Source organism: Gimesia panareensis (assembly GCF_007748155.1).
Classification (GTDB): domain Bacteria; phylum Planctomycetota; class Planctomycetia; order Planctomycetales; family Planctomycetaceae; genus Gimesia; species Gimesia panareensis.
In genome coordinates this window covers 2,981,368-3,005,334 of sequence record NZ_CP037421.1, presented here as the reverse complement: position 1 = coordinate 3,005,334, position 23,967 = coordinate 2,981,368, and the positions used below count along the sequence as shown (strand labels likewise).

Here is a 23,967-nt window from a genome sequence, read left to right as displayed (position 1 = left end):
TCACTCGTCGTCCTCCTCACCGGTACTCCGCATTTCAAACAGAAAGCGGGATGGCAGGGTCGGCTGTTTTTTGCCCCACTTGGTCCGGGTGGCGGCGCGGCTGAGCGTCAGGTAATCCTGGGCCCGGGTAATGCCGACGTAGGCGATGCGTCGCTCTTCCGCAATTTCCGCGTCCGTCCCCTCGACCGACCGTTTGTGCGGCAGAAGGCCCTCTTCCATGCCGACCAGGTAGACGCGGGGGAATTCGAGTCCCTTGGCGCTGTGCAGGGTCATCAGTTTTACGGCATCCTGAGCGAGCTGATCTTCCTTTTCATTCAGATCGTCACGGTCTCCCAGGGCCGTTTCTTCCAGAAAACCAATCGGGCTCGGATCGCTGCTTCTCTGGCAGTATTCATTGATCGATTCAATGAACTGTTCCAGGACGACCAGTCGGGCCTGCTGCTGCTCGGAGGTCTTATACTGTTTTCTGATTTCCGAGGCGTAATCAATTTCCTGAATCAGATCCTGCATGATCCGGGCCAGTTCCCGGGGATGCTGTTCAAGGCGTGCCCGGTAGCGACGAATCAGCTGGTGAAAACTGTTCAGGGCGGTGCTGGCACGCGGCGTCAACTCATTGGCTTCGCGCGCGGAATCGACCATGTCCCAGAAGTGATGGCCGGCTTTGACGGCCTGGTTGACCAGTTTTTCGACCGTACCGCTGCCAATGCCCCGGGTGGGCGTATTGATGATCCGCAGCATGGAGAGTTCATCGTGTGGAAAGGCCAGCGTTTTCAGATAGGCCAGCAGGTCGCGGATTTCGCGACGATCGAAAAAAGACTGGCTGCCGATCAGCTGATAGCGGACGTTGGTTCGGCGGAGTTCCGTTTCGAAAACGCGGGGCTGTTCGTTGGTGCGGAACAGGATGGCAAAATCTCGCAGGGGAATATCCTGTGTCTCGTGCAGGTAGCGAATTTCGCCAATGATTTTTTCCGCCTCGGTCAATTCATCAGCCAGTTCGAGGAAGCGGACCGGAGCGCCCATTTTTTTATGGGCGACGAGCTGTTTCTTATGTCGATCCCGGTTGTGCTGGACGAGGCGATTGGCCAGGTCGATAATTTTGTCGGTACAGCGGTAGTTGCTTTCCAGGCGGACGACTTTGGCGCCGGGAAACTGCTGCTGGAATCCCAGAATGTGGCGGACTTCCGCCCCGCGCCAGCCGTAAATGGACTGGTCGTCATCCCCTACAACGCAGAGGTTCAGATGGGGCTTGACCAGGGCGCGGATCAGGTTGAACTGCGAGAGGTTCGTATCCTGGTATTCGTCGATCTGCACAAAGTCGAACTTACTCTGGACCTTGGCGAGGACTTCGGGAAACTGATCAAAGAGATCGTTGGTCAGCATCAGCAGGTCGTCAAAGTCGACGGCGCCACTGGAACGCAGTTTGGTCTGATACTTGCGATAAGCCATGGCGGCCAGGAAGTCAAAATCGTTTTCGGTGTAGTTGGTGGCCATCTCCGGAGAGACGTTGGCCATTTTCCAGTTACTGATCCGATTCAGCAGATCTCCGGGACGCAGGCTTTTGTCGTTGACGCGGATTTCGCGGAGGGCTGCCCGGGCCGCGGATTCCTGATCGCCACGATCGTAAATGACGAACTTCTGCGGATAGCCCAGTGCAGTGATTTCTTCGCGGAGGATCCGGACACAGAGCGAGTGGAATGTGGAAATAAAGGGTTTGGCAGGCAGGCGTTTCCCCAGCAGTGCGCTCATCCGCTCCTGCATTTCCTTCGCTGCCTTGTTGGTGAAGGTGACCGAAAGGATTTTGTCGGGGGGGACCCCCTGTCGGATCAGTTCGACCATGCGATAGGTGATCACGCGGGTTTTACCGGTGCCGGCGCCTGCCAGGACCAGCAGCGGGCCGGAAATGGTGGAGGCTGCTTCACGCTGTGCGGGATTGAGAGCGGAGAGATGACTGGAAGAATGGGAGGTCGAAGACAGGGACATAAAACTGGATCAACTATCGATGTTTAAAACTGTTACGGGCGTCTGTATTGAAGAGAGAACCGGTAAAGGTGTTCCTTCAGTGGCTGTCATCTGTTTTTTCAGGCCTGGGCCTGGGAGTTTTTTTCTGAACGGGACGTTCCGGTTTGCGCGAAGCGCTGCGCGACTTTTCAGCGGAAGCCTGCCCGGTTTCGGTCGACTCCGGTTTGGATTCCCCCGGTTGTCTGCTCGTGCCTGGCTTTTTTTTCTTGCGGACTTTCGGTCGCGCCTGTTTACTGTCGGGCTGCGGTTTACGGCGCGCCGGATCGGCTGTGGTCTGTTGTGCCTCCGAAGTTTTTCGGGGGGCGGAACGCTGCTGGTCCTTAAAAGCCTGTTTCAGCGGTTCGAGCATGTCGTTGACCGTCTGCCAGCGATCCTGCGGGTAGAGCTCCAGTCCTTTCATGATGGTATCGCCAATGCGCGGGTCCAGGTCGGGAAGCAGGTTCTGAATGTGTTCCGGCGGTGAATTAATATGCTGTAAGACCGCTTCCATCGTTTCCGCTGCTTTCCAGGGAAGCCGTCTGGTGAGCATTTCGTAACAGGTGACCGCATAGGAGAAGATGTCAATTTTCTGACTGGTCTTCTGCCGTTTGATTAGCTCAGGGGCCATGTAGGCTGCTGTACCTGTGCGATTCCCGGGCTGAAGGAACGGAGGCGTATTGGGAACGACCAGGCCAAAGTCGATCAGCTTCAGTTCGTGGTCGTTATTCACCATGATGTTACGCGGGCAGATGTCCCGGTGGATCCAGCCTTCATCGTGAAAATACTGGATGGCCTCTCCCAGCTGGATGATGTATCTGAGGCAGTTGGTTTTCATGTCCTCGTTCTGGGCATCTACCAGAAAGCTGAGGTTGTAGCCTTCGATAAACTCCATGACGAGGTACTGTTCCTGATCGGTGGTCAAGCCGTGCTCGTATGTTTTGACGATATGGGGGTGATTGAACTGGACTGCGATTTCGCCTTCTTTGGGTTTCTCGAGGCCGATAAAGCGGGCTTCCAGTTCCTCGGTTTTGACTTTGTCCAGAATTTTGAGGGAGACGACTCTGCCGGTCGTGTAATCGCGGGCCCGCCAGACCTTGGACATGCTTCCCTGACCGACGCGCCCGATGAGTTCAAAACGTTGTTTGATATTCACGCGGGGAATACGTGGTTCTTTGGAGAAGAGACGCTTTAAAAAGTTCATGTATTCACCAGGGGCAGAGAGTGAATTCAGGACCAGGTTTCATCCCGGGCTCAGAAGAAAATAACCGGCCCAACAGCATTAGTATAGTTGCCAGCCTGACGAGACGCAAAGCGGTCCGCCGGAAAGGGACCAAATCTGATCAGAGTCAACTGCTGTGCTCGCTCCATTTCTGCTGCAGCGAGTGGTGATCAGTTGCTCTGGGGAAGTCAGACGCAGTAGTCAATCAGTCGTGCCAGTTCTGAACGCAGTTTGGGACGTGAAATGATCCGGTCGATAAATCCGTGCTCGAGGAGGAACTCACTGGTCTGGAAGCCTTCGGGCAGCGAACTTTTGATAGTGGCTTCGACCACGCGCGGCCCGGCGAAACCGACCAGCGCCTTAGGCTCTGCCACCACAATGTCCCCCAGCGAGGCGAAACTGGCTGCCACGCCCCCCATGGTGGGGTTGGTCAGAACCGAAATGAACAGGCCTCCTTTTTCGTGATAGCGTCCCAGGGCTGCTGAGACTTTCCCCATCTGCATCAGTGAGAAAATTCCCTCGTGCATACGGGCGCCGCCGCCGGAACCACTGATAATGATCAGGGGGAGTTTTAACTCCGTGGCCTGTTCGATGGCGCGGGTGAGCTTTTCACCCACAACCGACCCCATACTGCCCATGATGAAGGAGGAGTCGGTAATGCCGATGACGAGCGGTCGACCACGCATATAGCCTTTCCCGACGATGCAGGCGTCCTTCATGCCGGTTTTTTTCTGTTCCAGGACCAGGCGTTCTTTGTAGGTTTTGTTCTTGTCTGCAAATTCCAGCGGGTCGCCAGCGGTGATATCGGGGTACCATTCTTCAAAGCTGTCCGGGTCGAGCAGCTGCTGGATCCGGGTGTGTGCCGAGATCGGGAAATGATGATCGCATTCCGGGCAGAGGCCCAGCCCCTGATCGACCTGTTTGCAGAATACCGTGGCATTACAGGCGGGGCAGCGTTGCCAGAGTCCTTCCGGCACCCCCCGTTTGGGGCGGGCAGCTGGGCTGAGCTTTGAATCGATGTTTGACTTGGGAGCAGAACTCATATTACTTAGCCTCCTCGTAGCGCCACTTTTCCGCATGGCTGCTTTGACCCTGTTGGGAATCCCTCTTATCTGATTGATCGTCAAAATTTACCTGTTTTGAATCACTTTTTTTAGGGGGTGACTCGAGAATTTCCAACTTTTCATTGTGACAGAAGCGTCCTGCATGCTCAAAAGAAATTTTCTCTTTCTGTTGATTCCGCAAGAGGCAGGAAATGATGGTTGCCAGCGGTTCCGAAGCAACGATCGCGAAATTCTGTTTCTTCTTCAGGTATTTCTGCAGCGTTTTCTGCACCCGGTTGACAGCTTCCGATGCCAGCTCTCCTTCGGGGGGGCAGACCGTTTCAGGGGATTCCGCCCACTGTTTGAGCAGCTTGGGATACTTGCGGCGGACTTCTTCGTACTCCAGGCCCTGCCAGAGCCCCTGGTCGAGGTTCCGCAGGCCTTCTTTTTCTTTGACAGGCACTCCCAGATTTTCACCCAGTTGTTCAGCTGTGGATAAAGCCGGCTCTGAAGAGGAGGTGATAATGGTTTCGATGCCCGCACTTTCGAGCTCGGGCAGCAGTTTACGGACCTGCTCTTCCCCCTCTGCATTCAGGGGGAGGTCCAGTGTGCCTTGAATTCGCTCGTCTTTATCAAAGTCAGTACAACCAGGACGTATGAGTACCACAGTTGGCATGGTTTTGAATCTCTTTTATTTTAGGGAAGCTGTCTGGTCCCTGGCAATCCGGGCCAGTTCGCTGACAGCATTTGAATAATCGGACTGGCTGAAGATGGCGCTTCCGACAACAAAGTAATTTGCTCCCGCCTGAGCCGCTTCACCGATCGTGCTCGTATCGATCCCCCCATCTACGGAGAGGATCGTATCTGCAGAGATCATCGATTTCAGTTGTCTGATTTTCTCGGGGCTGGTCTTGATGAAGGACTGGCCTCCAAAACCGGGCTCCACACTCATGACCAGCACCAGTCCGCAGGAGTCCAGATACGGTTCGATCTTCTCCAGCGGGGTTTGAGGGCTGACCGCCAGTCCGGGCAGAACACCGGCCTGGTTGAGGTGGTCCAGCAGACCTTGTGGCTCCGGCAGTGCTTCAATGTGAACGGTGATCGAATCACAGCCAGCCTTGATATAGTCATCAACATACTGTTCCGGATTGCTGATCATTAAATGGGCGTCAAAAAACGCATCCGTTAATGGTCTGACCCGCTCAATGAGCATGGCACCATAGGAGAGATTGGGGACAAAGTGCCCATCCATCACATCCCAGTGGAGTACGGGGGCCTGCGTGGCATCCAGCAGCTCGACTTCTCTGTGGAGGTTTCCGAAGTCACACTTCAGCATCGAGGGAGCAATTACCGGAGCATCTGATAACAGTTTGTGTTTGGTATTTGAGTCAATCATAGAATTCAGGAATAATATACAACTCAAAGCCAAAAGCAAGAGCTCTGAATTGTCCGCATCAAGAGTTTGATGTTCTTGAGTGTCTGATGAAAGGAGTAACCGCTTTTCGTTATAAGCGGGTCATTTTGACGATCTTAGGGAGCAACGTCTAGTCGAAAGTGAAAAATGTGTGTTCACGTGTATCTGTCTGTCGCTCTGGAAAAACAGCCGAGATGAAAACCATCTCGGCTGTGTTCGTGCATACGTCTCTATTCCATTACCTTTAAGGTCTTTTATAGATTAGAGTTGTGCCAGACGGGCGATCATGTCAGCCGTCCGGTTTGAGTAACCATATTCATTGTCGTACCAGCTCAGAACTTTGATCATATTTCCGCCGATCTGGGTGGTCCAGGTGGCGTCAAAGATAGAGCTGTGCGTATTTCCGATGATATCGCTGGAGACGATCGGGTCGGTGTTGTACTGCAGGATGCCTTTCAGCGGGCCTTCTGCAGCCGCTTTCATCGCAGCGTTGACGTCATCAGCAGAAGCGTCTTTGCTGAGAGTCACGACCAGGTCGGTGATGGAACCGGCGGGAACCGGAACACGCAGACTGAGACCGGTCAGCTTGCCGTTCAGGTCGGGGAGGACCAGGCCGACGGCTTTGGCAGCACCGGTGGTGGTCGGGATGATGTTCACAGCAGCAGCACGGGCCCGCAGCGGGTCAGCGTGCAGCTGGTCAGAGACACGCTGGTCGTTGGTGTAAGCGTGCACTGTGGTCATCAGACCGTGCTCAATGCCGAAGTTTTCGTGAATAACTTTGGCCATGGGAGCCAGGCAGTTCGTGGTACAGCTGGCGTTGGAAACGCAGTTGTGCTCGGAAGTCAGCTGGTCATCGTTGACGCCAAAGACCACGGTCATGTCCGGAGTGTCTTTAGCAGGAGCGGAAATCACTACTTTACGAGCACCGGCAGTGATGTGGCTGTCGTAACCGGGGTTACCGTCCGCTTCACGTTTGGTGAAGAAACCGGTGGATTCCAGAGCCACTTCGACTCCGAGTTCTTTCCAGGGCAGATTGCGGGGATCGCGTTCTGCACAGACCCGGACTGTTTTTCCGTTGACGATCAGGTTGTTGCCTTCTGCTTCAACGGTGCCGGGGAAACGACCCTGTACACTGTCATATTTCAACAGCCATGCCAGTTTCTGAGGATCTCCCAGGTCGTTGATGGCAACGACTTCAAATTCATCGGGCCGGGCAGCCAGTGCTCTGAATGTGATACGACCAATGCGTCCAAAACCGTTAATACCTACCTTTACAGCAGCCACAGGACTCACTCCTTACATCTGAATGAAATTGTATCTTTATTTGTTGACGGCAGATCCGCTGGAAGACAATTCCGCGAGGATCTCGTTGCGCGTACGTTGTCACTCGAATTCGCGGTGGATTGTAATGGTCTGTGCACAGCCACACAACCGAACGCAGCAACTCGTTTGAGTTCTTATTAATTCAACATTGTTAAGTATTGAAATCTGTGCCCAAACCCCCGGAGGTACTTCGCAACGAAAGTATCTCAAATGGGTGAACATCCAGTGTTCATGAAAGTGTTGAGAGGGGAAATCCGGACAAGTATTCCCCTCCCTTCCTGAAGTCTGGATGACACGTCCTCAAGGGGCTCCAGCAAAAATGACGATAGTGCTTGGGGGGAGAATGTTTACCATTAGAGGGAATATATCGACAGACCATGTATCAACGGATGTTGATAAGACCCTTTCCGATAGTGACTTAACTCTTCCCGCCAGGTCTTAAAAACAATCAAACCAATGCGTTCCCCAAACACCAGGACGGGCTGATGGACGATATTCTGCAGGAGTTTTTGGCAGAAAGCTGGGAAAATTTAGGTCAGCTGGATTCCGAAATCGTCGAGTTGGAAAAGGATCCCCAGAATGCGGAGCTGATTGCCAGCATTTTTCGGACGATTCATACAATCAAGGGAACCTGTGGTTTTCTGGGGCTGACCAATCTGGGAGCCGTGGCGCATTCGGCCGAGAATGTGCTGGGCAAAATGCGGGAACGCATGCTGGAAGTCTCCCCCGGGGCGATTTCTCTGGTTCTGGAAGCGGTCGACAGCATCAAAGAGCTGTTGCAGGGTCTGGAAGCTACGGGCGAAGAACCAAAAACCGATCATTCCACACTGACAGGGATGCTGGATGATCTGGCCAATCTGGCAACAGCCCCGGCTGAAGAAGCACCTGCAGCACCCGTGTCTGAACCGGAGCCCGCCACGACCAGCGAACCTGTGGCAGAAACTGCTCCTCCGGCTGAAGACACCCAGAGCGAACCTGAAACGGCCAGTCCACCCGTGGCTGAGGTACCGGACCAGGATACAAAGTCTCCGGAGTCCCTGCCCGCTCCCGAAGTAGCAGCGGAAGCGAATACAGAAGAGGCAGCTAAGAAAGTGAGTGTGGCCGATCTTTCCATCCGGGTGAATGTCAATGTCGTAGACAGCCTGATGAATCTGGTGGGAGAACTGGTGCTGACGAGAAACCAGCTGCTGCAGCTCGCGCGAGGGGATGAAGAATCCAAGTATGCTGCTCCGATTACCCACTTGAACCGCGTGACAACCGACCTGCAGGAAGGGGTGATGAAAACCCGCATGCAGCCGATCGGGAACGCCTGGAACAAGCTGCCCCGCCTGGTCCGCGACCTGTCGCAGGTGACTCATAAACAGATCGAGCTGGTGATGACAGGGGCGGAAACCGAATTGGACCGGACCGTGCTGGACGCGATCAAAGATCCGTTGACTCACATGGTCCGCAACTCGGCCGACCACGGGATTGAATCGCCAGAGATCCGCAAAGCCAACGGCAAGCCGGAATCGGGGACCATTCACCTGAATGCGTATCACGAAGGCGGTCATGTGATCATTGAAATTCAGGACGACGGCGCTGGCATCAGCCGCGAACGCGTGCTGAAAAAGGCGATCGCCCAGGGGCTGATCAACGAATCCGATGCAGACACCATGACCGACAGTCATGTCTTTTCCATGATTTTCCAGCCGGGCTTTTCGACGGCGGAACAGGTCAGTTCGATCTCCGGTCGCGGCGTGGGAATGGATGTGGTACGCACCCAGATTGAAAAAATCGGTGGTACGGTCGATCTGAATTCCCGCATGGGTAAAGGGACCACGGTTCGGATCAAAATTCCGTTGACCCTCGCGATCGTCTCTGCCCTGGTACTGGAGAGTGGCGGGCAGCCGTTTGCCATTCCCCAACTGGGAGTTGTTGAGCTGGTTCGGCTCTCTGCCGAAGATCGCGCGAAGATCGAAACCATTCATGATAAGAAAGTGTTCCGCCTGCGGGACCGCCTGCTGCCATTAGTCCACTTAAATGAAGTCCTGCAGCTCGAAGAAAGCCTGCCCGAAGATGACGACGACATGCACGATACCAATATCGTGGTCGTGCAGGTCGGCGAGGATCAGTTTGGACTGATCGTGTCACGGATCTTTGATACGGAAGAGATCGTTGTGAAACCGGTGGGCCGACTGCTGAAAAACATTGGACTCTATCAGGGAACCACGATCCTGGGCGATGGCCGGGTGGTGATGATCCTCGATGTTGGAGGCATTTTCAATCAGTGTGGCGGCAGTTCCTCGCATCCTCAGACAGTCGCCGAAGAAACGACGACCGGATCGGGACAGGATACGATCAGTATGCTGCTGTTCGGTGTCGGCGAGAACGAAACCATGGCTGTGCCGCTTTCGCTGGTGGCACGCCTGGAAGAGTTCCCGCTGGAAAGCATCGAGCTCAACGGCGGCCGCAAAGTGGTGCAGTACCGTGACAATCTGCTGCCACTGCTCTCTGTCGAAGGGGCCGGCTATGGCGGCGGAGAAGCCATCGATCCACAACCTGTGGTCGTCTTCTCGGAAAACAGCCGTTCGATGGGCCTGATGGTTAATGAGATCAAAGACATTATCGATGAGCAACTGGTGATCCGGATGCAGTCTGACCGTCCCGGTATCCTGGGGACGGCGATCATCGGCAAGAATGCGATCGATGTGATCGACACCCAGTATTATGTCATGCGGTCCACTCCCAACTGGTTTAACAAGGTGGAAGACAAGAAGTCTTTCCGGGTGCTGGTGGTGGATGATTCCATGTTCTTCCGTCAGCTGGTCGCAACGGCACTGGAGACGGAAGGTTATTCGGTAGTGACCTGTGACAGTTGTGTGGCAGCGGTGGAACTGCTGGAACGTGATTCCCGTTACCAGGCGGTTGTTACCGATCTCGATCTGCCGATGATGGATGGCTTTGAGTTCTGCGAATGGGTGAAAGAACAGCCGAACATGCAGGATGCCTGCGTGCTGGCGATGACCTCTTCCAACAACTCTGCAGATCAGTCCCGGGCCACGGAAGCCGGTTTTGACCGGTTCCTGGTCAAATTCAACTCTCAAGAACTCATTTCCTGTCTGGATGAGCATTTTGCCCGTACGAAACAAAACGCAGGAGTCAATGCATGAGCATTACAGCGACTGATTCAACCAGCGGCATGGAGTCGCAGTTAGATTACTCGAGTCAGTATGTCTCGTTTCGCGTGGATGGCCAGTTGCTGGGAATCCCCGTGAATATGGTCCAGGAAGTACTGACCGAGCAGGTCATCTCTCCGACTCCCCTGGCCCGTCCGGAAATCAAAGGTCTGTTGAACCTGCGGGGGCAGATTGTGACCGCAGTCAGCCTGAGAAAACGGCTGGGACTGCCCGACCTGGATGACGAAGAGTCCATGAATGTCGTTACCCGGCTGGGCGGAGAGTCTTTCAGCCTGCTGGTGGATGAAGTAGGAGACGTGATTAATGTTTCCGGACGCTCAATGGAGCCGGTTCCTCGGACACTGGATCCGCACTGGCGTTCGGTCACGATTGGTGTGTTTCAGCTGGATGAGGGTCTGTTTGTCATCCTGGATGTCGAGACAATCCTGAATTTTGACTGAATTCTGTTCTGTTCCCGGCGAATATTAAAAGGGCCAAATCGTGGATCTAAATGTGACTGCACTTCGCGAATCGTTCGAGCTGGTGGCACCCCGTGCCGACCAGCTGGCGGAACGGTTTTATGAGAAGTTATTCGAAGATTATCCCGACCTGCTGCGGTATTTCACACATACCGATTTTTCAGAGCAGCGGGGCAAGCTGATTCAGGCCCTGGTGCTGGTCATGAAGTCGCTGGAAAACCCTCCGGCTCTGACCAAAGTGCTGCATCAGCTGGGAAAAGAACATGATGAGATGGGGGTCCAGGAGGAAGATTATCCTCCCGTTACACAGACTTTGTTGAGTGTGCTGGCGGAATTTGCCGGCGAACACTGGACCGAGGAACTGGAAGAAGCCTGGAATCAGGCACTGGCAGCCGTTGCGAATCTGATGATTGAAGGAGCTAAAGACTCCAGTCGCGCAAAGCAACTTCAATCGGCGGCAGCCACGGGCTCAACGGGAGCCGACTTTGAAGAGGCGGAATCCGCTGTGGAACCTGCCCTGGCTTCAGAGACATTAACCGAACCACAAACCGAACAGTCTATTCGATCTGAAGAGCAGATCAACCATCCAAAGGAGAAGAGTGATATGTCGATTGATTCAGTACAGAACACAGGACAGAGCGCGGCTACTGAACGGTCGCAGAACCTCGATCAGTTTTACGGGATTGTGGAATTCAGTCCGCAAGCCACCCTGTTCGTCAGCCCTCAGGGAGAGCTGACCTATGTGAACCGCAAGGGCCAGGAACTGCTGAGCCAGCTCAGCGGTGACCTGGGACTGACTCCACAGCAGGTAGTGGGAGGCAATATCAATCAGCTGGGAGCCCGGATTCCTGAGCTGCAGACCGCCATCTCCGGTCTGGTGGGAGAGCAGACGATTACGGCTTCCATCGGGGACCGGAATGTGGAAATCAGCCTGAGTGCTGCCAACGGAGAGTCCGGCGAAAATGTCGGCACCGTGATGACCTGGGAAGACGTAACGGAAACTATCAAGCTGGAAGAGCAGAATTGCGATTTTGCCGGTCAGCTGGGGGCCATCAGCGATGCCCAGGCAGTGATTGAATTCAAAATGGACGGCACGATTATCACTGCCAATGACAATTTCTGTAAGACTGTGGGATACTCGCTGGATGAAATCCGGGGAAAACATCACCGTATTTTCGTGGACAGTGAGTACCAGAACAGCACAGAATATCATGAATTCTGGAAAAATCTGAATGCCGGTGTGAATCAGATCTCTGAATACAAGCGTGTTGGAAAAGGTGGCAAAGAGATCTGGATTGCGGCATCTTACAACCCGATCAAAAACAAATCCGGAAAACTGGTCAAAGTCGTCAAATATGCGACTGATATCACCGAGAAGAAGCTGGCTGAAGAGGATATGGTGCGGGTCCAGAACATGATGGACAATATTCCGATCAACGTGCTGCTCGCCAACCGGGACTTTGAGATGGTTTATATGAACCCTGCTTCTTACAAGCAGCTCAAAGCGATCGAGCATCTGTTGCCTAAGCCGGTCGATCAGCTGGTCGGGCAGAGCATCGATATTTTCCATAAAAATCCGGAAATGCAGCGACGTCTGCTGTCCGATCCTTCCAACATGCCACACCGGGCGAAAATCAAAGTCGGTGAAGAAACACTGGATCTGCTGGCGACTGCGATCACAGACAAACAAGGTAACTACATCGGTCCGATGGTCAGCTGGTCGCTGATCACCGACCAGGTGAAACTGGCTGATGATTTCGAAAGCGAAATTCAGGGCATCGTCAATGTAGTGACCTCTTCCGCGACGGAAATGCAGGCCAGTTCCAAGAGCCTGTCTGACATGGCAGATGAAACCGCCCGCCAGTCTCAGGTCGTGGCAGCTGCCAGTGAAGAAGCGACACGCAACGTGGAGACCGTCTCCTCCGCTGCAGAAGAGTTGAGCGCTTCCATCAGTGAAATTGCCCGCCACGTGCAGGAACAGTCTCACATGACTTCCCAGGCTGTGGGAGAAGCCGATCGCACGAATGAGACCATCAAAGAGCTGGGTGATGCCAGCAGCGAGATCGGTCAGGTGGTGAAAGTGATTACTTCGATTGCACAGCAGACGAACCTGCTGGCGTTGAACGCGACCATTGAAGCGGCCCGGGCCGGCGAAGCTGGCAAAGGTTTTGCCGTGGTTGCCAACGAAGTGAAAGAACTGGCCCGCCAGACCGCCCGTGCCACGGAAGAGATCAGCGAGAAGATCGGTGCCATTCAGGGATCGACCAATATCGCCGTGACAGCCATCGGTTCAATCGGGGAAAGCATTCGTAAGATCAACGAAATTTCCACTACGATTGCCAGTGCAGTCGAAGAACAGACGGCAGCCACCAATGAAATTTCCCGCAACGTGGCTGAGGCAGCTCGCGGAACCGCCGAAGTGACCAACAACATTTCGGGGGTCTCCCAGGCAGCCAGCGAGAGTGGTACCGCAGCCAACGACATGCTGGCCGCAGCTCAGGGGCTGACCCAGGAGTCTGTCAAACTGGACGAAGCAGCCGCCAGCTTCCTGAAGCGGATGCGTTCGATCTAGTCATCCCGGCCCTGACGGGGCGCGTGATGCGGTTCAATGAAATCAACCGTCAGTCTGAGCCAATGTATATTTACAAAAGCCAGATCTGACGGTTTTTTTCTTTAATGGAGTGAGTGAGGGTCAGGTAAAACACTGAACCTTGCCTATTTATGAGGAATTTAGACTTTGATCAGAACTGGGGCAAAAACGTGTCCTAGACTTCGAGAGACAGTTGAAACTGCCGCCCGACCACAGGATTGGCTTGTATCAGATACAGCAGTTATGTGGCGCGGCAATTGATCAAACGATAACTAAGATACTGGGAGACCGGTGATAATGAAAACGGTATTACTTGTAGACGATTCCCGTGCTGTGCGACTTGTAGGTCGCCGGATGATGGGAACGTTTGGTCTGGAGGTTCTGGAAGCAGAAGATGGCAAACAGGCTCTGGAAGTCGTTCGAGCGAATCCGGAACTGGATGTGATTTTACTGGACTGGAACATGCCGATTATGGATGGGATGGAATTTCTGACCGCGTTGCGTGCAGAAGACCGTGCTAAACAGCCCATCGTGGTGATGTGCACGACGGAAAACGACATGCCCCGCATTGTGCAGGCGATGCAGGCTGGTGCCAACGAGTACATCATGAAACCGTTCACTGAAGACATCGTCCGTGACAAACTTGAAGAGACAGGTGTTTTGTGAGCCGGTCGTTAATCAAAGTACTGCTGGTCGATGACTCGGCTGTGATTCGAGGATTGATGACGCAGGCTATCAATCTCGATGATCAGATCAGTGTTGTCGGTTCCGCGATGCATGGGCAGGCGGCATTAACCTGGTTGAATTCAAACCAGGCGGATGTGGTTGTCCTCGACGTGGAAATGCCGGTGATGGATGGAATCAGCTGTCTGAAACAGTTGAGACAGAGCCATCCGGATTTGCCGGTGATTATGGCCAGTTCGCTGACCCGTGCCGGTGCAGAAATCACTCTGCAGGCTCTGGATCTTGGCGCCGCCGGATGTGTTGCCAAACCGGTCGCTTCGAATGCGGCTGAGGCAATCGCACAGATGGCTCATGATCTGCTGCCGTTAATCAAGGCACTGGTACGTGACAGCCAGACTGACTCTCAGAGTCTGACCAATCTGCAGGTACGCACTACAGCGCTGCCAGCGAAGACTCCCATGGTGCTGGTGATCGGATCCAGTACGGGTGGACCCAATGCTCTGAAAACAGTGTTGTCTGCCCTGCCCGAGAAATTCTCACTGCCGATTCTGATTGCCCAGCATATGCCCCCTTTGTTTACCCGAACACTGGCGGAACATATCCAGCGGGATACAGGTCGACCAGCTGCCGAAGCGGTGGATGGTGCTTTGATTGAACGAGGTCATATCTATATCGCGCCAGGTGATTTTCACATGGTGGTCGATAAACAGGATGACCGCATGGTAATTCGACTGAATCAGGAAGCTCCCGAGCATTTCTGCCGTCCTTCCGTGAATCCGTTATACAACTCTGCAGCGAACTGGTATGGCAGTTCGGTACTGGCAGTTATGTTGACGGGGATGGGCGACGATGGGATTGAGGGTGCCCGATCGATCAGTGAACGTCAAGGTTATATTATCGCACAAGATGAACAAAGCAGTGTTGTCTGGGGAATGCCTGGCGCGATCGCCAAGGCAGGACTGGCCAACCAGGTACTGCCACTCAGAAATATTGCCACTGAACTGGCGCGACTTTGTTCTTAATAGAAAGTGGTGTTCCCGTGTCTCCAGAAGATTATAATTTCATTACCAGTTTTTTGCTGGATACGACAGGTCTTTCTCTCGGTGAGAATAAAGAATATTTACTCGAAGCCCGCCTGGTCCCTCTGGCTCAGTCACATGGAATGAACGGGATCGAAGATCTCGTGCTGGCGCTCCAGTCGAGCATCGACCCCAGTCTGAAAAAAGACGTCATGGAAGCGATGACTACCAATGAGTCGTCTTTCTTCCGTGACCGACGACCGTTCGATGAACTCAAAAATAACATCCTCCCCAGTCTGATTGCCGAGCGGCAGACAACGCAGAGATTGCGAATCTGGTGTTCGGCCTGCTCACACGGGCAGGAACCCTACAGCATTGTGATGCTGATCCGCGAGCATTTTCCGGAACTGGCCAACTGGAATATTCAGATCGTCGCAACCGATCTCTGTACCAAGGCGCTGGACCGTGCCCAGGGAGGCATCTATTCCCAGTTCGAAGTTCAGCGGGGACTGCCCGTGCAGCTGCTGATGAAACACTTCGATCAGTGCGAACAGGGCTGGCAGATCAAATCGGAGCTCGGCTCCGGTATTCAGTGGAAACACCTGAATCTGCTGGAAGATTTTCAGCACCTGGGCATGTTTGACATTGTGTTCTGCCGCAATGTGCTGATCTATTTTAAACCAGACACGAAAAAGCACATTCTGGATCGCATCAGCAGACAGATGTCGTCGTCCGGTGTGTTACTGCTGGGCGCTGCCGAAACCGTGCTGGGGATTTCAGACAACTATTCGAAAATGTCTGAATGTCAGTCGGCCATTTATCAACTGGCCAAAACCAGCCCCTTGTCAGCCGGTGTGAACTGAGACCGGCTGGCAGGATGCCTGTCCGGAAGTCTGAAATATTAAGAAAATTAATATTCTTTTCGGATGATTCCCTGTCCGTGAAGATCAATTCAATCCCGTAGTAAGATGCCTTTTCTCCCCTGTGCATATCTGTTATTAATGTGCGGGGTGAGAAGGTCAATCGGAGGTGAACCTTGATTTTTCACACCTGCTGTTCAGCTGATTTCGCACAGGGAAGTGCCCAATAATGCGGCTTGCATTTTTTGAAGACCATTCTGCTCTGCAATTCTCACCGGTATCGCTCATGAGACCGGTGTTTGAACTGCTGTGTGGTACCTGCACGCTCCGCGAACGGCTGCTGCGTTCCCTCCCCGTTTCTGAATGGGGTGTCCTGATCCGGCCTGCGTTGACGGAGGTCTATGCGGAAACTCATCCTGCCGCTCGCATCAATGATGCACTCTGGCTCAGCGAAGCCCCCACCCTGCTGATCAACGGACGCTGGCTGCCCGCAAACGCGGATCTGGAACAGCTGGCTGACGCATCCACAGAGAGCGTGGGAATGCTGGGAGACGGCGTCGCCTGGCTGCTGCTGGAACCGGAAGAGTCCGTGCTGCTGACCACCGAAGCCTGGGATGATGCGATCTGTCAGATTGCAGCGACCCGGAAGTCTGTGGCCGTGGAGGGAGCCGAACTCCGTTACCCCTGGGACCTGGTGAATCAGAATCGTCAACAGCTGCTGGCAGATTTCGCATTAACCAAAGATACATGTTCCACAGGCGGCGATGCCCGCAGCCTGACGATCGTGGGATCTCCAGACCTGGTGCGTATTGCCGAGACGGCAGAGATCGATCCCTTTGTGGTATTCGATACGCGTCAGGGGCCGATTGTGATTGAAGCGGACGCACAAGTTCAGGCATTCACCAGGATCGAGGGCCCCGCCTATATCGGTCCCGGGACGCGACTGTTTCGGGCCAACATCAAAGCAGGTACCAGCGCGGGCCCGTATTGCAGACTGGGCGGGGAAATCGAAGAATCGATTATTCATGGGTATGCCAATAAATACCATGATGGATTTCTGGGGCATTCCTACATCTGTCCGTGGGTGAATCTGGGAGCGCAGACCAGTAACAGCGATCTGAAAAATGACTATTCGCAAGTCAAAGTGCCTGTCGCGGGTGTTTCCGTCGACACGGGGGCGGTCAAGGTGGGCTGCTTCATCGGCGATCACACCAAGACCGGACTCAACAGTCTGTTTAATACCGGGACTTCGGTGGGAGTGATGTCGATGGTCCTGCCCACCGGGGAACTGTTACCCAAGCACATCCCCTCCTTTTCCCGGTTCTGGCTGGGACGGATTGACGACCAGGTGAATCTGGCTGATCAACTGCAGCTGGCTGAGACTTCAATGCAGCGCAGGGGGCTGACGCTGACCGTTGCCCAGCAGAAACTGCTGAAACTGCTGCTGGAAGAGACAGCCGAGGAACGCAACACCGCCATTCAGTGGTGGGATCGGAAGCTGGCCTCCCGCGATCCCCTGTCCCAGGTGCAGTCCGAAAGCTGATTCTCGGGACCGAACCGCTGCCTGGCGTGACAGTCACACAAACGAGCGAACTTATACCGCGTTTGGACTGTCTTAACAGTGAGTCTTGCACCCAGATCGGGGCGGGCCGGGATCTTGAGTCAAATCCGAGTGATTCCGCCATTTCGTAAGACTTATCATCTTGATGTAAGAATGTCGCAAAAACGAGGACACTCGCGACAGGGCCCGATCCGGGGTTGTTAAAGTTACCAGACCGCTTTGGAGTTCGAGCGCGTTACTTGACAGGGATTTACGTCAGCTGCCGACGTCAATTTCGTTTTTGGACTGGTTTGGTACAGTCCTTGCGATTCTTCCAATTATCAGGCTTATCCGCAGGAGATCAGCCCGGCAAAGACTGACGAACCAGTCGTTGCTGAGAAAGTAAATGAGACAACATAAAGTGATATAAAAATGAAACAGGAGAAGAGGGTCATGTCAGAACAGGTCATGGAAGAATTGTGGAGTGGTTTATCCCCCGTTACTAACAGTATGGAACTGGCGAATGCCGTCATTGATCGGCTGCAGGAACTGAACGTGGACCTGCAGGACGTTTCACTGACAGAAATGAAGAGTCTGCTGACGAAAGCCTGCATGCGTCAGGCGCAGGCGGAGTGGAAGCAGCGGAATCCACGGCTGTCGGATTGCCTGGTTTCGTAAACCCGAGCGACGGCACGCTGGCGGGGGGGCCGTTTTACAATTCGATTAAAAAAAGCTTGAACCGGTGGCATTTCCGATGGTAGAACGGAAATGCGTGGAAACAGCTCAAGGGAGCCTGTTGTTTTCCATGTGAAGACAACAGGCTCTTTTTTTATGGAAAGGCAGACCAATGGATGAGTCCCCCACTGATACTCCGGAACCGGAAGCCGAGGACGCACAGCGTACCGCAGCGATGGAACAGATCGTCGAATCCCTCAGACAGGGAAATAAAATTCAGGCGATCAAGGATTACCGGGAACTGACCGGTTCCGGATTGAAAGAATCTAAAGAGGCGATTGAAGCGCTCATGCAAAAGTATGAGATTCCCATGAAATCAGGCTGCGCCACCCTCCTGCTCTTCGCGCTTTCTTCTACGCTGCTGTTTTGCCTTGCCTGGCTGTAAGCGGCTTGCTCCTTATGGATTCCGGTCATTGACGCTGCGCAGGCCGATCCACCCGCTGTTTTGCTCACTTAGATCAAGTTTAATAAGGGGTTAATTTATTTTTTTATAAAACTCTTAAACAAATCTTGATTCATCTTGAGCACCAGCAGCGCGAATGTATACTCAATTAATAAGATTGTTAAGCAGCTCTGCCCGCAATCTTCCGATCTTTTGCTTCTATTCGATAATACCTTCCGGAACTCCATTCAATCTTCTTCCCGGGAATATCGGATTGGATGGTTTTGACTGGATCTTAATAATTCATGATTTCTTATCGTTTCTTTATTAGGAGTATGTCATGTCTTTCAGTCCCACCAGGAGACGCGGATTTACGCTGATCGAATTGCTGGTCGTGATCGCGATCATCGCAATTCTGATCGCCCTGCTGTTACCGGCGGTCCAACAGGCCCGTGAAGCGGCCCGGCGGGCCAGCTGCAAAAACAAAGTGAAGCAGATTGCCCTGGCTTTGCATAACTATCATGATGCCCACAGTGTCTTTCCCCCCGGCGGGATTACCTATGGCTGGTGCACACTGAGCGCCTCCCCGGGGCGGACGACTCACAACAAAAATGGTCTTTCCTTACTGCTGCCCTTCCTGGATCAGACCCCGCTATATAACCGCATCAATCAGCAGACTGCCAACAGTGCTCAGAATACGGGGTACTGCTGCGGCTATGGCGGTGCCAATGCACCACTGGCTGGCAACCCGGCTGACAATGCCGATGAAATGACGGTACTGCTGGATGTTTTCCTCTGTCCTTCGGATGACGGTACGACTCACTTGGGGACGGGGGCGCCCTATGGAACTTCCATTGCTCCCGGGCCAGCTAAAACCAATTATGAATTCAGTGCCGATCAGACGATTTCCTGTAACATCTGGGCGACTCAGGCAGTCAATGCCCGCAAGATGTTTGGAGAAAACAGCAGATGCCGCATGCGGGATATCAAAGATGGCAGCTCCAACACACTGATGATCTGTGAAACGACCCGACGCGTGGCCAACGGCGAACCCCCTGCCTGGGGGATGCGTGGCTGGGTCACCACGGGTGGTGACGTTGATGTGGGAATCAACGTCTGGGATATCCCGACCGGCTGGACTCGTCCCGATGTGGGGAACCTGAACAGCTGGGGCCAGGTAGGGAGCCTGCATACCGGCGGTGCTCATTTTGGTCTGGGCGACGGTGCGGTCCGCTTCATTTCGCAAAACACCGACCTGACTCTCTTAAAGCGACTGGGGACAATTTCGGACGGTTTCGTAGTCGAACTGCCATAGTCGTTTTAATTACAGCCTGAGTTTCAACCTGCAAGCGCGAGGGTAGTTCATGAGTTTGTTTCAGTGCAGGCAGTCGACTCTGGGAGTCGTTCTGCTGGTGTGTGGTCTCTGTGTCGGCTGCGGTTCCGGGGAGGAAGGGCCGGAACTCGGGCCTGTGACCGGGATTGTCATGATGAATGAAGAGCCGCTGGTGAATGCCGACGTCTTCTTCCTGCCCATTGAAGGGACTCCCGGTGTCGGCGGACAGGGACGGACTAAAGAGGGAGGCCAATTTGAAATTGTCTACTTCCGTGGTGGTGAAGGCCTGCCTGCGGGGGATTATCGGGTCGCTGTCAGCTATCGGCTGATGCCCGATGGAACGCCGGTTCCGGAAGGAGACGATACTCCCCCCATTGAATCACCGGCGTCTGAATCTCTACCGGCCAAATATTCCAGCAAAGATCATTCTGAAATCAAAGTGAAGGTCAAGCCGGGACAACCGGTGGAATTGAAACTGACCGGGAAGAAAAAGTAAGCTGATTTCCCATGGGGCTCAGCGGCTGCATCTATTTTGGATATCGACCAGGACAGGCATTCCGGTATTCCGCCGAATGCCTGTCTTTTTTTGTTCACAGTCATCACAGAGAGCAAGTGGTGTGAACAAGCGGATCTCCTGTTTTGGAGCCGGAAATCCTGTTCTGAGAAAAGTTTCCTAATGAAATCATCTTTTCTTCACATTTACCACACAATTTGTCATCATATTACGTGCTGGACTGAATTTACGTGATCTGCCCCCCAGGTGAGATCAAAGTGAATTGATTCCCGCTAGCAACCCGCCCGACCCGACCCCTCCTCGAAAGGTGATTGCATGAGACGGTTATTGACACCAGTGACTCTGCTTGGCGCCCTGTTAACGACAACAGTCATCTGGGCCTGTTCCGTGCCCGTATTCCGTTACGCGCTGGAACGCTGGCCTGCTGACAAATACAGTGCCGTTGTGTTCCACCGTGGCCCGCTGCAACCCCAGCACCAGAAGGTGATCGACCTGTTCGGGAAAGAGGGTGAGATCACGCGTCAGGCTGCGAATGTGGAACTGAGGCTGGTCGATCTGGATGATGACCCCGCCCCGCAGGACCTGGAGCTCTGGAAAAGACAACAGTCAGACACTTTGCCTCTACTGGTGATGCGCACTCCCCCGCCCGCTCCGGTTCCCGTCGGCTTCTGGTCGGGAGAACTGACCGAAGAAAACGTGGCGCGGCTGATCGATTCCCCACTGCGGCAGAAGATTGCGAAACAGCTGATCAATGGTCAGACCGCGGTCTGGGTCTTCCTGGAAAGCGGCGATCAGGCGAAAGACAAAGCGGGACTGGAACTGCTCACCAAAGAACTGAAGCGGATGGAAAAGACGCTGAAGCTCCCCGAAATCGAACAGGCCGACATTGAACAGGGGCTGGTCAGTGTTGCACCCGAGAGTCTGAAACTGAAATTCAACGTGGTATCTTTGTCTCGGGACGAGGCGGCAGAAGATTATTTTACCCGGATGCTGGTCGCGACGGAAAATGATCTCCACGAATTCAGCGACGAACCGATGGCACTCCCTGTATTCGGGCGGGGACGTGTGCTGTATGCCCTGATTGGCAAAGGGATCAATCCGGGAACCATCGAGCAGGCCTGCCGGGATCTCACGGGCCCCTGCACCTGCCAGGTGAAAGATCAGAATCCCGGGACCGACCTCTTAATGGCGGTCAACTGGGAAAAACTCGTGATTCCTTCTACGCAGGAAGAGAAAGAAATCCCCCCCCTGACCGGGCTGACCAGTTTCTCGAAACAGGGGGAGAAGGCGGCCCGCTCACTGAAGATGTCGAAAGACGCTGAGCAGAAGGCCGCGACGACTTCCGCAAAGTCAGACCAGGAGTCTGCAGGTGAGTCTGACCCCAAAACAGAGCAGGCTTCTGCAGAGACGAAAGTCCAGGCTCAGGAAGACGCGTCGCTGCCTGCAAGAGCGGGTGAACTTCCCGCTGCGGGTGCCGCAGGTACCACTGAAACCACGCAGGGAGATTCACTGATGCGGAATCTGTTGATTCTGGCTGCGTTTGCCGTTGTGATTATCGTGGCGGCCAGTTACATCGTCATGGCGAGAAAATAAACAGACGGTGTGACACTTTACCAATTTGACCTTTTATCATCCGGAACAATAAAGAGCGGGCACCATGTCAATCTTTCATCTGATTTTTCAGGAAATGCAGCATCGGAAAATGAACTTTCTGCTGGCGCTGCTCTCGGTGATCATCGCGGTGGCCTGTCTGATTGCCGCCTTAACGCTGCTGCAGGCAGATGAGATCCAGACCGCATTGATTCTGGAACAGAAAGAAGAAGCGGTCAAAAAGACCGGTGCTGAGCTGAAAGATTCGATGCGGAAGATCGCCAAGGGACTGGGCTTCAACATCCTGATCCTCCCGGCTGATCAGGATCTGCAAGAGTTTCATCTGACGGGTATTGTTACGAGTACCATGCCCGAGGAGAATATGGTCAAACTCTCAAATTCGAAGATTGTCACCATCAATCATATGCTGCCGATGGTGTCGAAGAAGATCTCCTGGCCGGAAAAAAAACTGGATGTCATTCTGGTTGGGACCCGCGGGGAAGTTCCCCAGTTGGAACGTGCCCTCAAGAAACCGCTGCAGCAGCCGGTACCCGCGGGAGCGATGGTGCTGGGCTATCATGTACAGCAGGAAACAGGACTGAAGCCCGGCGATGAAGTGCAGCTGATGGGCAAGTCATTCAAGGTCTCCAAAGCCTTTCCGGAGCGGGGGAATTCAGACGACAGTACGGTCTGGATCAGTCTCAAAGAGGCGCAGGAACTGCTGGGAATGGAGAATCTGCTGAATGCGATTCTGGCACTCGAATGCAACTGTGCGACGGTGGACCGGATCGCGGAAATTCGCAAGGACGTAGCGGAAATTCTGCCAGGAACCCAGATCATCGAACGGGGACCCCCTGCTCTGGCACGGGCTGAGGCCCGTAACAAGGCAGCCGAGATCGCTGTCGCTTCCCTGGAGCAGGAGAAGTCCAACCGGATCAAACTGATCGAACGCCACGCCAGTTTTGCCGCGATCCTCGTGCCGCTGGTAGTGCTGGGGTGCGGGGCTTGGATCGGCTTTCTGTCACTGGAAAACGTCCGCCGCCGGGCTACGGAAATCGGAATCCTGCGGGCCATCGGCGTGCGTTCCTCGCAGGTCTTCGGCATCTTCATCATCAAGGCCCTGCTGATCGGTCTGGTCGGCGCATTGATTGGCTATTTTGTGGGCTACTGGGTTGGCGTCACCTGGGGTGACCTGCCCGCGGCTGTGGATCCCTCTCAGGTACTCTTCTCGGGACGCTGGCTGCTGTTAAGCCTGGTGTTTGCCCCGCTGCTGGCCAGTCTGTCCAGCTGGATCCCTGCCCTGCTGGCAGCCCGTCAGGATCCTGCTACGATTCTACAGGAAGGATAATCGCATCACGATGATACTCGAACTGGAACAACTGTCGAAATCATTCAAATCCGGACCGGGGCGGGTCCAGGCGGTCGACGGCATCAGCCTGACCGTCGACACGAATGAATTTGTAGCGATTCAGGGCCCCAGTGGCTGTGGAAAGTCGACCCTGCTGTTAATGGCGGGAGGCCTGCTCAGCCCCGATTCAGGAGAGGTGCTGATTGAAGGCACCAATCCCTATCGCCTGTCCAACGATCAGCGAGCCCGCTTTCGTTCGCAGCATCTGGGCTTCGTCTTTCAACAGTTCCACCTGGTGCCTTATCTGAATGTGCTGGATAATGTTGCGACCCCTGCCCTGGCATCGAACCGTGGGCAGGCCCGCGAGCGTGCCCGGGAGCTGGTCGCCCAATTCGGGCTGGAGCAGCGTTTGCATCACACGCCGGCCCAGCTGAGTACCGGCGAAAAACAGCGGGTGGCCCTGGCACGGGCCCTGTTTCATCAGCCAAAAATTCTGCTGGCAGATGAGCCGACGGGCAACCTGGACAGCGAGAACTCCGAAGTCGTACTCAAAGCATTAAGTCAATTTGCCGAGGATGGCGGCTGCGTGCTCATGGTTTCTCACGACGATCAGGCGGTGCAGTCGGCCCAGCGTGTGCTGGGGATCAGGGATGGTCGCCTGGTGACCCCCAGTGAATCAGAAACGTTAGTGAATTCCTGACAACACATCAAACAGCTCAGAAAAATATACAGGATCTA

General features: G+C 54.1%; 20 protein-coding genes. 14 read left to right on the top strand and 6 right to left on the bottom strand.

Features of this window, described 5'->3' with window-relative positions; all coding sequences use genetic code 11:
* From Enr10x_RS11355 to gap, 6 genes are all read right to left on the bottom strand, one after another.
* Nucleotides 1–1,980, bottom strand: a complete 1,980-nt coding sequence (locus Enr10x_RS11355; protein WP_145449104.1) for an ATP-dependent helicase — start codon at nucleotides 1,978–1,980, stop codon at nucleotides 1–3.
* A 76-nt stretch (nucleotides 1,981–2,056) separates the two neighbouring features.
* Nucleotides 2,057–3,199, bottom strand: coding sequence for a serine/threonine protein kinase (locus Enr10x_RS11350; RefSeq protein ID WP_145449103.1), 1,143 nt, complete (start codon nucleotides 3,197–3,199; stop codon nucleotides 2,057–2,059).
* A gap of 206 nt (nucleotides 3,200–3,405) precedes the next feature.
* The gene (gene accD / locus Enr10x_RS11345) at nucleotides 3,406–4,260 is read right to left on the bottom strand and encodes an acetyl-CoA carboxylase, carboxyltransferase subunit beta (protein ID WP_145107827.1); all 855 of its coding nucleotides are present in this window, start codon (nucleotides 4,258–4,260) and stop codon (nucleotides 3,406–3,408) included.
* A 1-nt stretch (nucleotide 4,261) separates the two neighbouring features.
* Complete coding sequence (locus Enr10x_RS11340; protein WP_145107829.1) at nucleotides 4,262–4,936, bottom strand: histidine phosphatase family protein; 675 nt, start codon at nucleotides 4,934–4,936, stop codon at nucleotides 4,262–4,264.
* Nucleotides 4,937–4,951: 15 nt separating this feature from the next.
* Nucleotides 4,952–5,656, bottom strand: coding sequence for a ribulose-phosphate 3-epimerase (gene rpe / locus Enr10x_RS11335; RefSeq protein WP_145449102.1), 705 nt, complete (start codon nucleotides 5,654–5,656; stop codon nucleotides 4,952–4,954).
* 279 nt (nucleotides 5,657–5,935) lie between these two features.
* Complete coding sequence (gene gap, locus Enr10x_RS11330) at nucleotides 5,936–6,958, bottom strand: type I glyceraldehyde-3-phosphate dehydrogenase (RefSeq protein WP_145449101.1); 1,023 nt, start codon at nucleotides 6,956–6,958, stop codon at nucleotides 5,936–5,938.
* A 524-nt stretch (nucleotides 6,959–7,482) separates the two neighbouring features.
* Here gap and Enr10x_RS11325 point away from each other — a divergent pair.
* From Enr10x_RS11325 to Enr10x_RS11260, 14 genes are all read left to right on the top strand, one after another.
* Nucleotides 7,483–10,149, top strand: a complete 2,667-nt coding sequence (locus Enr10x_RS11325) for a hybrid sensor histidine kinase/response regulator (protein ID WP_145107837.1) — start codon at nucleotides 7,483–7,485, stop codon at nucleotides 10,147–10,149.
* Nucleotides 10,146–10,616, top strand: coding sequence for a chemotaxis protein CheW (locus tag Enr10x_RS11320; protein ID WP_145107839.1), 471 nt, complete (start codon nucleotides 10,146–10,148; stop codon nucleotides 10,614–10,616). Before Enr10x_RS11325 ends, Enr10x_RS11320 begins: the two co-directional genes overlap by 4 nt.
* 52 nt (nucleotides 10,617–10,668) lie before the next feature.
* Nucleotides 10,669–13,206 carry a methyl-accepting chemotaxis protein gene (locus tag Enr10x_RS11315; protein ID WP_145449100.1) on the top strand — a complete coding sequence of 846 codons (2,538 nt, stop codon included), beginning with the start codon at nucleotides 10,669–10,671 and terminating at the stop codon, nucleotides 13,204–13,206.
* A 315-nt stretch (nucleotides 13,207–13,521) separates the two neighbouring features.
* The gene (locus tag Enr10x_RS11310; RefSeq protein WP_145107844.1) at nucleotides 13,522–13,890 is read left to right on the top strand and encodes a response regulator; all 369 of its coding nucleotides are present in this window, start codon (nucleotides 13,522–13,524) and stop codon (nucleotides 13,888–13,890) included.
* Nucleotides 13,887–14,930 (top strand): protein-glutamate methylesterase/protein-glutamine glutaminase, encoded by a 1,044-nt coding sequence (locus tag Enr10x_RS11305; protein ID WP_145107846.1) that lies wholly within the window; start codon nucleotides 13,887–13,889, stop codon nucleotides 14,928–14,930. Before Enr10x_RS11310 ends, Enr10x_RS11305 begins: the two co-directional genes overlap by 4 nt.
* Nucleotides 14,931–14,947: 17 nt before the next feature.
* On the top strand, nucleotides 14,948–15,790 hold the full coding sequence (locus tag Enr10x_RS11300) for a CheR family methyltransferase (protein WP_232093326.1): 843 nt from the start codon (nucleotides 14,948–14,950) through the stop codon (nucleotides 15,788–15,790).
* A gap of 226 nt (nucleotides 15,791–16,016) precedes the next feature.
* Complete coding sequence (locus tag Enr10x_RS11295; protein WP_261343257.1) at nucleotides 16,017–17,330, top strand: putative sugar nucleotidyl transferase; 1,314 nt, start codon at nucleotides 16,017–16,019, stop codon at nucleotides 17,328–17,330.
* Nucleotides 17,331–17,780: 450 nt separating this feature from the next.
* A complete protein-coding gene (locus Enr10x_RS11290) occupies nucleotides 17,781–18,005 on the top strand; it encodes a hypothetical protein (protein WP_145107854.1) in 225 nt (74 codons plus the stop codon).
* A 169-nt stretch (nucleotides 18,006–18,174) separates the two neighbouring features.
* A complete protein-coding gene (locus tag Enr10x_RS11285) occupies nucleotides 18,175–18,447 on the top strand; it encodes a ribosomal protein L7/L12 (RefSeq protein ID WP_145107856.1) in 273 nt (90 codons plus the stop codon).
* A gap of 337 nt (nucleotides 18,448–18,784) precedes the next feature.
* Entirely contained in the window at nucleotides 18,785–19,759 is a 975-nt protein-coding gene (locus Enr10x_RS11280; protein WP_145107859.1) for a DUF1559 domain-containing protein, read from the top strand.
* Between the two features lie 49 nt (nucleotides 19,760–19,808).
* Entirely contained in the window at nucleotides 19,809–20,273 is a 465-nt protein-coding gene (locus Enr10x_RS11275; protein WP_145449098.1) for a hypothetical protein, read from the top strand.
* Between the two features lie 333 nt (nucleotides 20,274–20,606).
* Nucleotides 20,607–21,884, top strand: coding sequence for a hypothetical protein (locus Enr10x_RS11270; RefSeq protein WP_145107864.1), 1,278 nt, complete (start codon nucleotides 20,607–20,609; stop codon nucleotides 21,882–21,884).
* A gap of 64 nt (nucleotides 21,885–21,948) precedes the next feature.
* Nucleotides 21,949–23,229 carry an ABC transporter permease gene (locus Enr10x_RS11265; protein WP_145107867.1) on the top strand — a complete coding sequence of 427 codons (1,281 nt, stop codon included), beginning with the start codon at nucleotides 21,949–21,951 and terminating at the stop codon, nucleotides 23,227–23,229.
* Between the two features lie 10 nt (nucleotides 23,230–23,239).
* The gene (locus tag Enr10x_RS11260; protein ID WP_145107870.1) at nucleotides 23,240–23,929 is read left to right on the top strand and encodes an ABC transporter ATP-binding protein; all 690 of its coding nucleotides are present in this window, start codon (nucleotides 23,240–23,242) and stop codon (nucleotides 23,927–23,929) included.
* Nucleotides 23,930–23,967: the final 38 nt, after the last annotated feature.

What these genes read in the sequence shown, in the direction of transcription:
- Enr10x_RS11320 (WP_145107839.1), top strand. Translation starts at nt 10,146, where the DNA reads ATGAGCATTACAGCGACTGATTCAACCAGCGGCATGGAGTCGCAGTTA.
- rpe (WP_145449102.1), bottom strand. Translation starts at nt 5,656, where the DNA reads ATGATTGACTCAAATACCAAACACAAACTGTTATCAGATGCTCCGGTA.
- Enr10x_RS11310 (WP_145107844.1), top strand. Translation starts at nt 13,522, where the DNA reads ATGAAAACGGTATTACTTGTAGACGATTCCCGTGCTGTGCGACTTGTA.
- Enr10x_RS11285 (WP_145107856.1), top strand. Translation starts at nt 18,175, where the DNA reads ATGGATGAGTCCCCCACTGATACTCCGGAACCGGAAGCCGAGGACGCA.
- Enr10x_RS11265 (WP_145107867.1), top strand. Translation starts at nt 21,949, where the DNA reads ATGTCAATCTTTCATCTGATTTTTCAGGAAATGCAGCATCGGAAAATG.
- Enr10x_RS11325 (WP_145107837.1), top strand. Translation starts at nt 7,483, where the DNA reads ATGGACGATATTCTGCAGGAGTTTTTGGCAGAAAGCTGGGAAAATTTA.
- Enr10x_RS11340 (WP_145107829.1), bottom strand. Translation starts at nt 4,936, where the DNA reads ATGCCAACTGTGGTACTCATACGTCCTGGTTGTACTGACTTTGATAAA.
- Enr10x_RS11295 (WP_261343257.1), top strand. Translation starts at nt 16,017, where the DNA reads ATGCGGCTTGCATTTTTTGAAGACCATTCTGCTCTGCAATTCTCACCG.
- Enr10x_RS11270 (WP_145107864.1), top strand. Translation starts at nt 20,607, where the DNA reads ATGAGACGGTTATTGACACCAGTGACTCTGCTTGGCGCCCTGTTAACG.
- Enr10x_RS11290 (WP_145107854.1), top strand. Translation starts at nt 17,781, where the DNA reads ATGTCAGAACAGGTCATGGAAGAATTGTGGAGTGGTTTATCCCCCGTT.
- Enr10x_RS11260 (WP_145107870.1), top strand. Translation starts at nt 23,240, where the DNA reads ATGATACTCGAACTGGAACAACTGTCGAAATCATTCAAATCCGGACCG.
- Enr10x_RS11355 (WP_145449104.1), bottom strand. Translation starts at nt 1,980, where the DNA reads ATGTCCCTGTCTTCGACCTCCCATTCTTCCAGTCATCTCTCCGCTCTC.
- accD (WP_145107827.1), bottom strand. Translation starts at nt 4,260, where the DNA reads ATGAGTTCTGCTCCCAAGTCAAACATCGATTCAAAGCTCAGCCCAGCT.
- Enr10x_RS11350 (WP_145449103.1), bottom strand. Translation starts at nt 3,199, where the DNA reads ATGAACTTTTTAAAGCGTCTCTTCTCCAAAGAACCACGTATTCCCCGC.
- Enr10x_RS11280 (WP_145107859.1), top strand. Translation starts at nt 18,785, where the DNA reads ATGTCTTTCAGTCCCACCAGGAGACGCGGATTTACGCTGATCGAATTG.
- Enr10x_RS11275 (WP_145449098.1), top strand. Translation starts at nt 19,809, where the DNA reads ATGAGTTTGTTTCAGTGCAGGCAGTCGACTCTGGGAGTCGTTCTGCTG.